Here is a 13,353-nt window from a genome sequence, read left to right as displayed (position 1 = left end):
AGTCAGTCCTTACATTTTTTGAGGGCCGGTTGGGAAAGGCCAAGCGCTTGCTGGAACTACACGGGTCTTCTTGACCGTCACGAGGGTGCCAACGGGCTGCTCTACTGGCTGCTCGGTCTTTGGCTTCGCCTTCAGCTTCAGCTTTTCACGCGGCGCCGCTGCCTCGCCCGATCGGGCTGGCGTTTCTGTATCGCCATCAGTGGCCGGCGCTGGCTGTTCGGCCGGGGGTGGCATCGGTATCTCCGCTTGCTTCGGCTTCTTAGCTGCTTTCTTTTCTGCCTTTGCTTTCTGCTTTGCTGCCTTTTCTTTCTCTTTGGCCTTGGCTTCTTTTGCAATCGTTGCTCGGATCGCCGCAGCGTCCACACCTTGTTCCGCCGCCGCTGCCAGCATCTGGACCGGTTCTTCCAGATTGCGTGTATAGGTGAAGACGGCGGTTTCCCGAATCAGCACGACGTCTCGAATCAGTTGTTTCGCCTGGTCGACGCTCATCTGATGAATTTCAGCGAGGATTTTGTTGGTGCCGTTGACGTATTGTTTCTTCTCGTTGTCGTATCCGCTCTCGTACTCAGGACCTGCCCAGTTCCAGAACTTGCGCAGATGTGCCTCTTCCTGCTGGCCCAGGCTGCGGTACAGTTGGCCAGCTACGATCCGCTCGTCATACAGATTTGCAAGGCCAATTGGAGCTACCCGTACGGCCTCAAAGAGTTCCTTGCGATATTTACGCTCGATGCCAGCTTCGCGCTCGGACTTCTGTTCGCGTACCTTGTCCAGCGCCGCGCGCGCAGCGTCGGTTTTGCCGGCGCCGATTACGCCCTCCACCAGTTCCTCCAGTTCGTCGGTGCGAGCGACGCTCAAGAATGTGCCCTTGACGTATGGCGACTCAAGCAGGGAGATTTCTGGCAGCTTGTCCTGCAGTAGCGTTCTGTAGTTGGTTGAACCGCTGGAAAGGTACATCGTCTTGTCGATATCAGACCAGCCCGCGCGAAGGCTTCCGTAGCTGTTTGGCATGATCTTCTTCGCCTCATCGCCAACGATAATATTCTGGCCGGTCTTCGCGGCTTCGTCGCGTTTGCGCTGTTGAAAGGCTGCAGTCTTCTCGTGATAGCACGCCGGTTCGGTGCAGTAGTCCGCTGCCTCGTCGTCATCGTCTTCATTGGGATCGACGTCCGGCTGATTGCCGGTGCGCTTTTTGCAGGTCTCGCACGATCCGGCTTTTTCCACCAATCGCGCGTCTTTGATAGGAAACACGGCGTTCCCAATATCGAGCATATAGTTATGGCGAATATGCTGCTGTGCGGAGCGATACGACATCGGCTCGCCGGTATAGCGGTTACCGTCGATGATTGCTTGCGCAGCCTGCACTTGCATCGCTGGCGTCGGTAACCTAGCGATCAGCAGCGCAATTGATGCGCTGAACTTGTCGTCTAGGAAGTCGTCGCGTACGCCGTTTGCCAGGGCGCACAGCTTAAGGCGCCCGTACACGTAGGACCGGGACTGCTTCACCTTGGAGGCCAGCTGGTCGGCGTTGTAACCGTGATTGAGCATCAATTGTTCAAAGCCGATAGCCTCTTCCAGTGGATGCTGATTCTCGCGCTGAATGTTCTCCAGCAACTGGATTTCTGCCGCCTGCTTATCGGTCAGCGTCTTGACGCTCGCAGGGACGACATACAGCCCCGCCATGCAAGCCGCGCGGAAGCGGCGCTCACCGGCGACGATCTCGAATAGTTGTGGGGCCTCTGCGGTCGGAGTGACGGGGCGCATGAGGATCGGCTGCAGGATGCCAACCTCGACGATGTTCTCCGACAGCTGCTGCAGCGCCTCCAAGTTAAAGCGGGTACGCATGAAATACTTCCTGAAAAACGATCATGCGCACATCGACTGCGGGGCCGATATGCCGGTCTACGATGAGGAACACGGCTGTTGGCGAGCGGGGACCATGACGGTGACCGTCGCGCATGAGGGGGAGCTTACCGTCGAGGTAGTAGAGGACGCTTCCGACGCACAAGTGCTGCCGCTGCTCACACCGATGACGCTCTACATGGCGTTCAAGCCAGCGGAGCGCATTGCGATCAAGACGTCGGTCGACCCACTGGTGCAGGAATTCTGGGCGATGTATCAGCTGTCGGTGCAGCTGCAAAAGCCGACCGACCCGAACCTGGCGTCAGTGCGCGAGGCAATCGAATACCTGGCCGCGCCGGTGGAGCCTGGCCCTGGCGCCGGCATCCTCGCCGGCGCGGAGCGAATCGGGGAAATCCTCGCTGGCATCCCGCAGTAACGAACGCTTCACTCTCCCAACAGCCGCCTTCGGGCGGCTATTTTTTTGTCTGCTGAAAGGAAGTTATGCACCGAGATTCACACGCCCCTTCGCACTCTGACCAGGAACGCCTGGCACGGGTGGAAACCGAAGTCGGCTTTTTGAAGGAAATGTTCAGCGAGGTCAAATCCGCGCTGCTGCAGGTGGCCAACGACATGCACAAGCTGGCGGTGCTGGAAGCCGAACGCGCAGAGGATCGCCGCACGATCAAGCGCGTCTTCGAGCAATTCCGCGCCGTCAACGAAACGGCTGGCAAGCTGGACAAGCGCATCACCGATCTGGCCACCAACGTTGGCGCAGCGGAAACCCGCCGCATCGAGAACGAGCTGAAAGAGCGCAACCGCTGGCTGTGGGAACTGGCGCGCACGGGCCTGGCTGTCGCTGTTGCACTCGGCCTGGCGAAGATGGGGGTACACCTCGTATGAAGCCGGACGATTTTATCGCGCAACTGGCGCCGGCCGCCGTCGCTTCGGCCAAGGTGACCGGTATCCCAGCCAGCTTCGTTGTCGCCCAGGCGGCGCTGGAATCTGGCTGGGGGACCGCGAAGCCGGCGGTCAACGCGCTGAACCTGTTCAACATCAAAGCCGATGCGAGCTGGACCGGAGCGGCTTGGCAGATGGCCAGCCAGGAATACGTCGCCGGCCGCACGGTACTGGTGCCGGCGAAGTGGCGCATGTATCCGAGCTGGCAGGCAAGCGTCGAGGACCACGCAGCGTTCCTGAAAAAGAACAAGCGCTACGCGGCCTGTTTCGCGCCGCCTGATTGGACTTCGCCGGCAGGCCGGCAGCTGCTGGTCAAGTGCGGCAACAGCGCGGCGCTGGCCCGGCCCGCGTGGTTCGCCATGCAGATCGCCGCCGCCGGTTACGCCACCGATCCCGCGTACTTGGACAAGGTCCTGCAGGTGCTGCGCGGTCACAACCTGATTGGTCTGGATTCCCAGCGCTAATCGCTTTCAACAGCCGCTGCGCGACCGTCAGCGGCTTTTTTTTCCTTATCCTGGAGTTTGTATGTCTCATAAAGAGAAATTGATTCTGCACGTCCTGATTGGCTTCGTAGGCTATGCGGTGTGGGCGCTGATGGCGTTCTTCGATCCGTCCCTGCGTCATGACTTCCTGGTGTTCAACGTTGGCATGGCCACCGGCACCATTGGACTGGCGCTGCGCAATATGAAAGACGCGGCTGACGCGTCAGCTGTGCCAGCGCCTTCGCCCGTGGCGGTCGAGCAGGCGGTGATGGTGTGCGGCAGGCAGACTGCTTTGCCGCCGGCACCGCCCATGCGCCCCGAGTCGGCGAGTGGCCTGCAGGCTGGGTTCGCCCGCGTGAGCATGATGATGGTGATGGCTCTGTGCACGCTGGCCGTCTTGTCCGCTTGTTCGTTGGTGCCGCAGAACGTAAGCGCCGTGCAGGAAGGGATGGCGCAAACGGTCGTCCAGTCGTCGGAGCGCACTATCTGCCGCGATATCCCGATTGGCACCTGGTTGCGCCTGTACGGCGCCAATGCAGACCGCCTGAAGGGTTGGCAGGCGCTGTGCTTCAATCCGGTGACGGCGCCGCTGAACGCGGAAACCATCGCGGCGATTTTGAAGGTGTATCCCGGCTTCGTCGCGGCGTCGATGGTTCCGCCGCCCGTGACGTCCGATGGCGTGCTAGGTGTCGGCGCAGCGGTGCAATCCGGATCTGCGCCGCTGGAAGGCGCGGTGGGCGCGAAGTGAGCGCAGCTTTTCTCAGCGCCCTGGAAGTGGAATGTGTGGACGATACAGCCAGCAGTGGCCGTGGCATCTGGCGCTTGACCGCGCCCCTGCGGTATTACTCGGATGTCCTCGGCCGGCAGATCGAGGTCGAGGCAGGCTTCCTGACCGACTACGCGAGCGTGCCGCGTATCCCGTTCGCATACTGGCTGTTCGGAGACACGAGCCATCGCGCGGCAGCTATCCATGACTGGCTGTTTCACCACCATGAAATCTGCGATGAGGCGACAGCTAACACGGTGCTGCTGGAGGCGATGACGGTGGAGGGCATTCCGGCGTGGCGACGCGCCGGAATTTATGCTGGGGTAGTAGTCGGTGGTCGTTCGGCTTGGCTAGAAGATGGCCGCAGTACCGGCCACTCAATCGTCGCGGGGCGTATCGTCTAGACTTGCGGTTAATACGCACGCACATCTGCTCGTCTTAATGGTTTCGCTCGATATCACAAACCGCCGTGATTTCTCGCCATATACAAGTTGGCTCCGGTCTGGGCGTTTTGCGCCACCAACGCGATGTCCTCTAGCTGTTTTACTTGTTCTGTGAGTTTGACGCGTAGGTCCTCTGTAGTGTCGAGCGAGATCTTCGTCTGAGCAGCGAGCGCTTTCATTTCCTCCGCCGAGGCGAAGATGTTTGTAGCTTCGACTTCCGCCTTTTGCACGAAGCCGCGCAGTGCAATCAGATATTCGGTGGCTTCCGTTGCTGTTGCAAAATCAGGTTGCGCCAGCAGCGCTTCCGGTTTGAAATACGAAAGGACAAAGAAGCCGACAAAGATTACCGGCGGAAACCCGATAGCGAAGTAGGTCAGTAGTAACTGCACTTGGCCAGTTGTGTTGGTTATGGTGTAGCCCATTGCCACTTCCGTCACACCGAGAAAGGCGGCGATGATGCCCAGAGGCGTGAAGCGGGACTTCTGCTCCTTCGCCTTCGTTGGGAATGTCCTTTTTGAACGTGTCTGCATAAAATCCGCCGCTATCTAGGGTTATCGCGCGTCGACGATTATTGCATGTTTTTTATGAAATAGAACAGAGCGCCAAGTACGGCTGCGTCAACAGCCGCGCTTGGCCTCAATCCACTGTCTAAGCCAGTGAACCAAGCAAGGCTCTGCCACCCTCCGGAGGGCGGCGGAAGTCTAGCACAAATGTAAAAATAAGGTTTACTAGTGGCAATACCAATCATTCCTTGGATCGGCGGCAAGCGTCGCTTGGCCGACCGTCTCATTCCTCAATTTCCACCACATTCCTGCTACGTCGAGGTATTTGCCGGCGGCGCCGCGCTTTATTTCATGCGGCCGCCTGCCGACGTGGAGGTGATCAACGATATCAACGGCGACCTGGTCAACTTGTACCGCGTGGTGAAGAACCACTTGGAGGAGTTCGTCCGCCAGTTCAAGTATGCGCTGTCGAGCCGTGACGTTTTCAAATGGATGCAGGATACTCCGCCGCACGTACTAACTGACATTCAGCGAGCTGCGCGTTTCTTCTACCTGCAGCAGCAAGCGTTCGGCGGCAAGGTGCAGGGACAGACCTGGGGTACGGCGACGACGGCGCCACCGATCAACCTGCTACGGATCGAGGAGAATCTATCGGCCGCGCACTTGCGCTTGGCCAGCGCGTACATTGAGAATTTGGACTGGCACAAGTGCATGGAGCGCTACGACCGGCCGCACACGCTCTTTTACCTGGACCCGCCGTATTGGGAGACCGAAGGCTATGGTGTGGACTTTCCTTTCTCGGAATACGAGCGGATGGCGGAACTCATGGGGCGTTTGAAGGGCAAAGCAATCCTCAGCATCAACGACCACCCGGATATCCGAAGGGCGTTCGCGAGCTTTCAGATGGACACCACCGGCATCGCCTATACCGTCGGTGGTGGCGGCAAGGCTGTCGAGCGGCAGGAGTTGATTATTTATAGCTGGGATAAGCAAGCCGATCCGGTCGGCTTGTTCTAAGGTTAGGGAGGCGTTGTGAGTGCAGACGTCTGCACTTACAGGATATTTTCCGTGCAAGTCGTCATGACTTCGCGCGTTGTGGGATTTTAAGTGCTGCAGAGCGAGGGCCATAGATATAAATGGATTGCAGCAGGTTCTCCGTTACGTCGAGCAAGTGCGTGACGTCCTGGTAAGTGGGTGCAAATCCACGGTGCATGCTTGCGTGGCCAGCCTCGAGCACAGGCTCAATTGCCTCTCTTTGCTTTTTTGAGATGTACCCGTCCTCTTGAAAGGCGTCGAGGTTTTTACCGAAGGTCTTCTTGTCGCCGACGTGTTCTATCATCACATGCTCAAGGAGCGCGCGTATTCCCAGCGTGGCCAAGCGAAGCGATCCTGTGCTTAATGCAGTGTAGATTTCCTTGATGAAGGCATGCTTTACTGGATTCTCAACCTTGTCTTCTAAAAAAATTTCAAACAGCCATTCCGGTACTCTTCTGGACGCGGGTGATGGGAATTGGTTGCGCTCTATAGTATGCCCATCGCTCATGGTCTGGATCATAGTGAAGGCGCCGCACCCGCAGCACTTTGCGAGCTTCACTGCCTCCTCGACATCAGTTCCGCTATCGTCATCTTCGTCATAGTAATGATGCATCCGAGTCTCGGCGGCGATCACCTGATGGTTACGAAAACCTACGCAGACGTTGCAGTGCGCTTGTATGTAATTAATCATCAATGAATTCCATGCGGTATGTGCGAGCTTATTGGTGCGGGTGCCCAATTCTTGCAAATGCTTGAGTTACAGTCCTATCGTCGGCGGCTACGTGCGCCCCAGCTCGAAGGAAGCCAGCAGCTGCGTCGACTGGCACTGTATCAGCAACATACTGTAGTTCGATCAGAGCGTGTTGGGCATGCCGGCGCAGTTCGTAAATCAACTGCGGCTTTGTGTAGTCGAATACGTTGTCGTTTGTATCGAAGACGAAGTTGTTATCTGTCAAAATTCGACGGTCGTTTTCTTGGATTAGCGCTTCTATCTTTCTCAGGCGTGTTTTGCCTTCCTCCGCCTGAGTAACGAACCTCCGCTGTAGCGACATGATTGTTTTGTCCAACTCCCACAGGTACTCGCGCGACGCGATAACGATGTTGTACCCGACAGGTACTGCGTCGGTGTACCGCAGTAAGTAGACCTTCTGGTTCAATTTGAGGAAATCTCTGTTCAGCAGCTTGAAGTAATCGGGGGCGAGATTTTTAACTTGATTCCAGTGTGCCACCTGGAGGTGGCCGAATCCAGGCGGCTGGCCGTATGCGACCAATATAGCTTTGAACGCTTTTTCTATTGCTGTGCTACCTAGGATCGCGCCCTGCTGAGGTAGCTGATTCAATAAAAGGGTACGCGCGGCGATATAGTCATTCGCACTATCATCTAAGAATCGTCCAATTTTTTGTACCTGGTCGGGATCTGTTACTGCGCGCGGTTGACGGGTCTTCTTTGACATAGATTTTAATTGTGTAAGGCGATGATCGGCGATGTGCTGGCGGCTTCAGATATCTAGTTGAATTGGTTGTGATGCAGTCAGCGGCACCGCCATTTCAGGGCCTTCCCCGCCGACGTTCAGGGATCGGCTCACCTGGTACCACTCAAACAACTCGACGTCGAGCATCGCTGTTCGGGCGATGTTCTCGGCTTCCTCGACGGTGATCGATGGGTCAAGCCACCGGCGCGCGTCCTCGGCGCTGACCGCCACGGGCCTGCGGTCGTGCACGTCAACCATCCCGCCCAGTGAGTCGGCCGTGACGAGCGCAAAGCCCGCTTCTTCGGGCCGCACCTTGTACGGGCCGAAATTAGCCACTGCCAGCAGAAACAGCGGCTCACGGTCCTTGCGATGAATGTGCCAGGGCTGTCGCAATTCTTTGGGGCCGGTCCACTCATACCAGCCTGCGGCACACACCACCCCGCGCCCTCGGCGCAACAGCGGCTTCCAGTAGGGGCCAAGTAACTTTTCCCGCCTGGCGTTCGGCGTCATGCTGATTTTTTTCTTTGGCGGAACTGGCGTTTGTTCGGCGGCCCATAATGACCTGTAGCCCCAAAACAAGTCATCGGCGACCAGCCGGCCATCTTCAATATGCAGAACCGGTCGATATGTACCTGGCTTCACGTTCCACTGGCTGGCGGCCTGGCTGCGGTTCAATAGCTCATCTACCCAGTCGAAGTTGTCTAGGAGTCGGCTAATGCCGTTTTGATCGAGGCGTCCACACATAAATATATGGTACACGATTTCCTCTTTGATATACTGTATATATATACAGTTATATTGATAGGGGCAATGGATGAGGGCGCGCGTGGTACGGCGACGAGAGGATGGCGCCGCGTTGTCGGCTGCAGTGCCGGCGGTGGAGGGGGCTTCGGTGCTCCAGCTTGTGGTGGTCGAGATAACAGAGGAAGGCAACCGCAGACCTATTAAGGTCGCTAGGCTGCTACCTTTGGGGGAGCAGCGCATCCTCGCGCAACTGAAACTGCCGGCATTGGTCCAGCTCAAGGGATGGAAGATGGTTCTAAGCGGCGTGCAGGAGTTGCGCACGCAGCAAAGCCAAATCCGAGGCGTAGCTCAGACTTGGGTATGTGAGTTGCTACCACCTGAGAACGCCGTGGGGTTTAGGGTGAAGGAGACCTATGTGTGCGGAGTGCGGCTGCCGCGCGCGGCGCTGCACCAAGCCACCGGCACGCGCGGGAAGCTCATGGTGGCCGGTGAGTATTCCAACGCGTTGCAGCGACATACGACGTGTGCCGAAGTGCACGGCCATCAAATATCCACGTTCGCCGCCAAGCGCATTATCGAATGCCATATCGAATTTATGGGTGAGTCCAGCTTTGCCCTAGGCGGGCTGCGTGTTCGGGAAGCTTGGCAGGACCAACCGCAGTTGCTGGAACGAGACGGTTGGCTGTGTGAATTTGACGTCGAGGAGCGGCAGCTCACGAAGGCGGAGTATCGGGCGCTAAGGTAGGGCGGCGGCCGGCCTCGCCCAGGTTCTACTATGTGGGCGGCACGCTTTTCCGTCATATGCTATGGTACTGTATGCAAACACAGTAATTGGCAAAATGTGTAAAGTTTATTGACTTTTTCATACTTTTAGTTGACCATCGCGCAGAAGGTTTAGTTCTACATAGAAACTAAAACCCAAGAAAGATTATATTATGCTAACAATCGAACAGGTCGCTGACCATGTGCTCGAGCTAAGCCCCTATGGCGGGTTTAGTAATCGAGAGCTTCAAAAGATTCTTTATTTCGCGCAAGGTTTCCATTTGGCGCAGTTCGGTGAACCTTTGTTCTCCGAAACTCTTTATGCATGGGAGTATGGCCCAGTAAATACTACTATCTGGCACAAATTTAAAGGTTACGGATACAACCTCATCGGTGGCCCTGGCAAAGAAAAGCTAGCGCCTGTCAGTGACGACGTGGCTAAGTTTTTGTCGACGGTCGTCCTTGCACTGGCAGTGGTAGGCCAAGGTAAGCTCATTGAGTTTTCGCATGCCGATACCCCTTGGGCATCGACGTACATACCGCAAGCTAATAGGGTGCTCGATAAGGATTCGCTTCGAAATTACTTCGGGTCGTTTACTAGTATTGAGGAGTACCTCGCTGATGCACGTCAAAAGTTCGCTTTCCATGAGTTGGTTGCGCAGCGGCTCGATTATTTAAAGGGATTACCAGAGCTGGGCGACGATTGGATCTCTGGCAGGTCGGTTGCCCCGTCAGAAAAAGTTTGTGACGGCGCCCGTCGCTTTGTTGCTGGCTTGGAGAGATTCATCTTTGCATCTGGACCTAAGCCTGATGTCCCAAAGATGCTCTTAGGTCCGATACCATCAGGCGGGGTGGGCCTGGAATTCAAGAACACTAAGGTTTCTCTTTATTTACACCTGCATAACGATGACTTAGTAGAGTTTGATGTCGAAAAGGAAGGGCATTTCGAAAGTCAGGAGTTTTCCTTTACTGAGTTTGATGAGGATTTTACGCCGTATTATAAGGTGCTGGTATGACACAAATTGCAGACGGTGAAGTTTTGTACAGGTACGCAAAACCTGCTGCTTTCCCTGAAGGGCAAGAGGGGATTCCGTTGTCGATCTTTAACGACAAGGAGATGTCGTGCGATTGGAGAAAGTTGCAAGAAAAGCCTGAGACCTCACTTCACGTAAAGAATGGCAAGAGCGTGATTGTATCGATACAGGTTTGTGATGCAATTCGTAATCCAGTGAATCCAAAGCAGACGAATACAATGGTAGTGGAGTGGAAGCAAGAAATTGTGCACGATCCGCTAGTTGAGGACCCGGACAATCCGTTTACCCCCAACGAAGCTCATTCTCTGATAAAGGGAAAAAAGAAAGCAGCAGTTTTAGATGCACTGCGTGAAAATTCTACAGTTCACTCCGTAGTTGCTTGATTTTTCTAACGGCTTAAAAATTGCCAACGATGGAGATGCGCGTCGAAATCTGGGCCGATAATGGCCTATGATTATGGCTGGTGTAGAAGTTCAACCTTGAGGGCATATGTCTGATTTGATGAGCGGTTGCTGGGCAAAATTGGAAAGATCTCAAGAGCTATTGGACCTTTTGTCCGTCGAAAGCGCAGCGTATTTCGAAAAATTTCCCGTACGATTAGAACAAGAGTTTCATAATTACGGCCACGACTATTCTTTAGTCGCTTACGGCGAGCCATTCCCTCCGCCTCGGATTGCGGTTATTGCGGGGGAGGTAATCCACCATCTCCGAAGTTCTCTCGACCACCTTGTTTCTGCTCTTGTTTTAAACAATGGTAACGAGGTTACAAAGTCTAATCAGTTCCCTATTTGCTCCTCCAGGAAAGCCTTTAAGGACGCTTGTGATCGTGGACAGTTGAAGGGAGTGGCGCCGAGTGCCAGGGCTATCATTGAATCGGTGCAACCGTACACAACTCCAGTACCGAATGACACTATCCTCAGTGTTGTTAGTGAGTACGATAATGCAGATAAGCATCGTCTCTTAGTGGTGGTAGCCGCGTTGGCTGACGTGGCTGACAGAATTACAATTGGCTCAGATCCTGCGATTGCTGCTAAGGAAGGGCGGGTTGGAGAATCTCCCGAGATTGTCGGATTCGGTCCTTTTGGGCCTAAGCAGCTAAGTAAAACGGGCGTACCGGTATTCACAATAAAGCTCGGTAAGCCCGCTCCTGAATTTAAAGCGGAAGCTTCAGTCATCCCTAATTTGGCATTCCAGCAGTGTGGCCGAGTGCGTTACGCGCCCTTGGTGAGCACGTTGCAAAACATCCTACATGGCGTCCGTGGAACAATTATTTTGTTTAAATCAGAATTCGTCCGATGACTGGCTCCGCACCGACATGGCCAGAGCGCTTTTCCGTACTATTGAAAGATGCCCATCCTAATTAAATCAAGGACTTGCGATAGGCGAACTTTGTTCGCAATAGTACGGCGATGTTGGGCCAAGTCATTGATGCGTAAGCCTTAAGTCGAAATTAGAGCGACAGGCTTCTAAGCTGAGGGTCGCTGGTTCGAACCCAGCTGGGCAGGCCACATCTAGTTTCCGGTCTTTGCGGTTCCCGCCTCGTGCGAGGGCAGGCGTATTGCCATGGAAACCGTCGGCTCCATGCGATAAATTACCAGTGGGTGCCAGTCGCGGCGCCACGGGCCTTGCACCGCGTGACGCAGGTTGCAGGCACGGTCTTGCTGGCGCGCGGCAGTTTGGAGGGGGCGCGCTTCGTCGGGTTTGCGATCCATTTTGGCTCCTTGTTTGATTGCATTTTCTTGCTCAGGCTGGTCTTTTTCCGTTCGTTCGACCACGCTGGCCGCAAATGCCACACTGCTGGGCGAGTAACTATTACTGGTTTAATTTTTGTTGATTTTGGGAACTTTTCATGGCATATTGCCCATGTCCCCGCCCCGACTCCGCTGTTTTCCCTTCGCCCTGACGTCGCGAACCTCACCCACTTTTTGAGGAACGCACATGAATTCGTTCAAAAAATTAAAAATCGGCACCCAGCTGTCACTGGGCTTCGGCATGCTGACCGCCTTGATGCTGGTGCTGGCGGTATTTTCCGTGATGCGCGTGTCCTCGCTGGCCAAGGCTTTTCATGAGGATAATCGCATTGCCGCCGAGCGTCTGGAACCACTGTACGTGGCGCGCGAAGCGTTGGCCCAGACCGGACTGGCCGCGCGCAACGCCCTGATTTTCACTGACGAAGCGCAGGCCAGACGCGAACTGGACATCGTCGACGAACAGAAAGCCATCTATCTGGCGGCCGCAGAGAAGATGACGCCCGCGTATGGTGGCGACGCCCAGTTTGCCAAGGTGAAGACCGGTCTGCTCGCCATGGCCGAGGAATTGAAGCGCCCGCGCAAATACCGCGAAGCGGGAAAGATGGAAGAGTACGGCAGTTTTCTGGTCAATGAATGCAGTCCGCTGCGCCGCCAGATCGTGCAGGACATGGCGGTGCTGGTGGCATCGGCGCAAAAGCAATCGGCCGCCTCGGGCGAAGTGGTGGAGGCGTACGCCAGTGGCGCCCAGCGCCTGGTGACGGCGCTGGCGGTGGTGGCCTTCGTGCTGAGCGTGGTGATTGCCGGTCTGATCAAGCGCGTGCTGCTCAAGCAGCTCGGCGGCGAGCCAGTTTATGCCGCCGAAATCGCCAGCCGCATCGCCAAGGGCGACCTGGCCGTGAATGTGCAACTGCAGCCGAGCGACGACAGCAGCCTGCTGTTCGCCATCAAGAGCATGCGCGACAGCCTTGCCAGCCTGGTCAGCGAAGTGCGCCAGGGGACGGAAGCCATCAGCCATGCCTCGGGCGAGATCGCGCACGGCAACGAAGACCTGGCAATCCGCACCGAGCAGCAGGCGCGCTCGCTGGAACGGGTGGCCACCGCCATGGAGGAACTGACCTCCACCGTGAAACAGAACGCCAGCAATGCGCAACAGGCCAACAATCTGACGCGTTCGGCATCCGAGGTGTCCGAGCAGGGCGGCACAGTGATGCGCCAGGTCACCGATACCATGGAATCGATCAATGACTCGTCCAGGAAAATCGTCGACATCATTTCGGTGATCGATGGCATCGCTTTCCAGACCAACATCCTCGCGCTGAATGCCGCGGTGGAGGCGGCGCGCGCCGGCGAGCAGGGCCGTGGCTTCGCCGTGGTCGCCAGCGAGGTGCGCAACCTGGCGCAACGCGCCGCCGTGGCCGCCAAGGAAATCAAGGCACTGATCGACGATTCGGTGGTGAAGGTCGGCAGCGGTTCGGATCTGGTGCAGCAGGCCAGCGTCACCATGCAGGAAGTGGTGGACAGCGTGCGCCGCGTGACCGATATCATGGCCGAGATCAGCCATGCCA

The 13,353-nt window shown here is 56.2% G+C and carries 16 protein-coding genes; 11 read left to right on the top strand and 5 right to left on the bottom strand.

All coding sequences use genetic code 11. The features are described from left to right. Window positions 1–9 precede the first annotated feature (9 nt). A complete protein-coding gene (locus E4L98_RS19230) occupies window positions 10–1,842 on the bottom strand; it encodes a ParB/RepB/Spo0J family partition protein (RefSeq protein WP_135203160.1) in 1,833 nt (610 codons plus the stop codon). Between E4L98_RS19230 and E4L98_RS19225 the strand changes: the two genes are divergently transcribed. The 5 genes from E4L98_RS19225 to E4L98_RS19205 all read left to right on the top strand — a co-directional run bounded on the left by E4L98_RS19225 (window position 1,841) and on the right by E4L98_RS19205 (window position 4,448). After that, window positions 1,841–2,275 carry a hypothetical protein gene (locus E4L98_RS19225; RefSeq protein WP_135203159.1) on the top strand — a complete coding sequence of 145 codons (435 nt, stop codon included), beginning with the start codon at window positions 1,841–1,843 and terminating at the stop codon, window positions 2,273–2,275. The genes E4L98_RS19230 and E4L98_RS19225 overlap by 2 nt on opposite strands. Window positions 2,276–2,340: 65 nt before the next feature. Beyond that, entirely contained in the window at window positions 2,341–2,739 is a 399-nt protein-coding gene (locus E4L98_RS19220; protein WP_135203158.1) for a hypothetical protein, read from the top strand. Further along, window positions 2,736–3,260: a glycoside hydrolase family 73 protein gene (locus E4L98_RS19215; protein ID WP_135203157.1), complete on the top strand. Its 525-nt coding sequence runs from the start codon at window positions 2,736–2,738 to the stop codon at window positions 3,258–3,260. Before E4L98_RS19220 ends, E4L98_RS19215 begins: the two co-directional genes overlap by 4 nt. Window positions 3,261–3,321: 61 nt before the next feature. Next, window positions 3,322–4,026: a hypothetical protein gene (locus tag E4L98_RS19210; protein WP_135203156.1), complete on the top strand. Its 705-nt coding sequence runs from the start codon at window positions 3,322–3,324 to the stop codon at window positions 4,024–4,026. A gap of 35 nt (window positions 4,027–4,061) precedes the next feature. Then, window positions 4,062–4,448 (top strand): DUF1353 domain-containing protein, encoded by a 387-nt coding sequence (locus tag E4L98_RS19205; RefSeq protein WP_205746779.1) that lies wholly within the window; start codon window positions 4,062–4,064, stop codon window positions 4,446–4,448. A 53-nt stretch (window positions 4,449–4,501) separates the two neighbouring features. On the opposite strand, the gene E4L98_RS19200 is transcribed toward E4L98_RS19205, so the two are convergent. Beyond that, the gene (locus tag E4L98_RS19200; RefSeq protein WP_135203155.1) at window positions 4,502–5,017 is read right to left on the bottom strand and encodes a hypothetical protein; all 516 of its coding nucleotides are present in this window, start codon (window positions 5,015–5,017) and stop codon (window positions 4,502–4,504) included. Window positions 5,018–5,218: 201 nt separating this feature from the next. Here E4L98_RS19200 and E4L98_RS19195 point away from each other — a divergent pair, with 201 nt between their 5' ends. Continuing rightward, window positions 5,219–6,007 carry a DNA adenine methylase gene (locus E4L98_RS19195; RefSeq protein WP_135203154.1) on the top strand — a complete coding sequence of 263 codons (789 nt, stop codon included), beginning with the start codon at window positions 5,219–5,221 and terminating at the stop codon, window positions 6,005–6,007. Window positions 6,008–6,068: 61 nt separating this feature from the next. Here E4L98_RS19195 and E4L98_RS19190 read toward each other — a convergent pair whose 3' ends face one another. Genes E4L98_RS19190 through E4L98_RS19180 form a run of 3 tightly spaced genes read right to left on the bottom strand, consistent with a single transcriptional unit; the run spans window position 6,069 to window position 8,256 of the window. Beyond that, window positions 6,069–6,716, bottom strand: a complete 648-nt coding sequence (locus E4L98_RS19190; RefSeq protein ID WP_135203153.1) for a DUF4145 domain-containing protein — start codon at window positions 6,714–6,716, stop codon at window positions 6,069–6,071. Window positions 6,717–6,744: 28 nt separating this feature from the next. Beyond that, entirely contained in the window at window positions 6,745–7,479 is a 735-nt protein-coding gene (locus E4L98_RS19185) for a hypothetical protein (RefSeq protein WP_135203152.1), read from the bottom strand. A 45-nt stretch (window positions 7,480–7,524) separates the two neighbouring features. Next, window positions 7,525–8,256 (bottom strand): SOS response-associated peptidase, encoded by a 732-nt coding sequence (locus E4L98_RS19180; protein ID WP_229257467.1) that lies wholly within the window; start codon window positions 8,254–8,256, stop codon window positions 7,525–7,527. A 97-nt stretch (window positions 8,257–8,353) separates the two neighbouring features. Between E4L98_RS19180 and E4L98_RS19175 the strand changes: the two genes are divergently transcribed. From E4L98_RS19175 to E4L98_RS19150, 5 genes are all read left to right on the top strand, one after another. Beyond that, the gene (locus E4L98_RS19175) at window positions 8,354–8,986 is read left to right on the top strand and encodes a hypothetical protein (RefSeq protein ID WP_135203151.1); all 633 of its coding nucleotides are present in this window, start codon (window positions 8,354–8,356) and stop codon (window positions 8,984–8,986) included. Window positions 8,987–9,176: 190 nt separating this feature from the next. Further along, window positions 9,177–10,019 carry a Panacea domain-containing protein gene (locus E4L98_RS19170; protein ID WP_135203150.1) on the top strand — a complete coding sequence of 281 codons (843 nt, stop codon included), beginning with the start codon at window positions 9,177–9,179 and terminating at the stop codon, window positions 10,017–10,019. Continuing rightward, the gene (locus E4L98_RS19165) at window positions 10,016–10,420 is read left to right on the top strand and encodes a hypothetical protein (protein WP_135203149.1); all 405 of its coding nucleotides are present in this window, start codon (window positions 10,016–10,018) and stop codon (window positions 10,418–10,420) included. The genes E4L98_RS19170 and E4L98_RS19165 overlap by 4 nt, the downstream gene beginning before the upstream one ends. Window positions 10,421–10,526: 106 nt before the next feature. After that, complete coding sequence (locus E4L98_RS19160) at window positions 10,527–11,336, top strand: hypothetical protein (RefSeq protein ID WP_135203148.1); 810 nt, start codon at window positions 10,527–10,529, stop codon at window positions 11,334–11,336. A gap of 639 nt (window positions 11,337–11,975) precedes the next feature. Further along, a partial coding sequence (locus tag E4L98_RS19150) for a methyl-accepting chemotaxis protein (RefSeq protein WP_135203146.1) occupies window positions 11,976–13,353 on the top strand: 1,378 nt, incomplete at its 3' end.

Source organism: Duganella callida (genome assembly GCF_004614165.1).
In the GTDB taxonomy this organism is placed as follows: Bacteria; Pseudomonadota; Gammaproteobacteria; order Burkholderiales; family Burkholderiaceae_D; genus Rugamonas; species Rugamonas callida.
This window is presented reverse-complemented; position numbering and strand designations above follow the sequence as displayed.

What these genes read in the sequence shown, in the direction of transcription:
- E4L98_RS19170 (WP_135203150.1), top strand. Translation starts at nt 9,177, where the DNA reads ATGCTAACAATCGAACAGGTCGCTGACCATGTGCTCGAGCTAAGCCCC.
- E4L98_RS19210 (WP_135203156.1), top strand. Translation starts at nt 3,322, where the DNA reads ATGTCTCATAAAGAGAAATTGATTCTGCACGTCCTGATTGGCTTCGTA.
- E4L98_RS19215 (WP_135203157.1), top strand. Translation starts at nt 2,736, where the DNA reads ATGAAGCCGGACGATTTTATCGCGCAACTGGCGCCGGCCGCCGTCGCT.
- E4L98_RS19165 (WP_135203149.1), top strand. Translation starts at nt 10,016, where the DNA reads ATGACACAAATTGCAGACGGTGAAGTTTTGTACAGGTACGCAAAACCT.
- E4L98_RS19160 (WP_135203148.1), top strand. Translation starts at nt 10,527, where the DNA reads ATGTCTGATTTGATGAGCGGTTGCTGGGCAAAATTGGAAAGATCTCAA.
- E4L98_RS19190 (WP_135203153.1), bottom strand. Translation starts at nt 6,716, where the DNA reads ATGATTAATTACATACAAGCGCACTGCAACGTCTGCGTAGGTTTTCGT.
- E4L98_RS19200 (WP_135203155.1), bottom strand. Translation starts at nt 5,017, where the DNA reads ATGCAGACACGTTCAAAAAGGACATTCCCAACGAAGGCGAAGGAGCAG.
- E4L98_RS19220 (WP_135203158.1), top strand. Translation starts at nt 2,341, where the DNA reads ATGCACCGAGATTCACACGCCCCTTCGCACTCTGACCAGGAACGCCTG.
- E4L98_RS19230 (WP_135203160.1), bottom strand. Translation starts at nt 1,842, where the DNA reads ATGCGTACCCGCTTTAACTTGGAGGCGCTGCAGCAGCTGTCGGAGAAC.
- E4L98_RS19185 (WP_135203152.1), bottom strand. Translation starts at nt 7,479, where the DNA reads ATGTCAAAGAAGACCCGTCAACCGCGCGCAGTAACAGATCCCGACCAG.
- E4L98_RS19225 (WP_135203159.1), top strand. Translation starts at nt 1,841, where the DNA reads ATGAAATACTTCCTGAAAAACGATCATGCGCACATCGACTGCGGGGCC.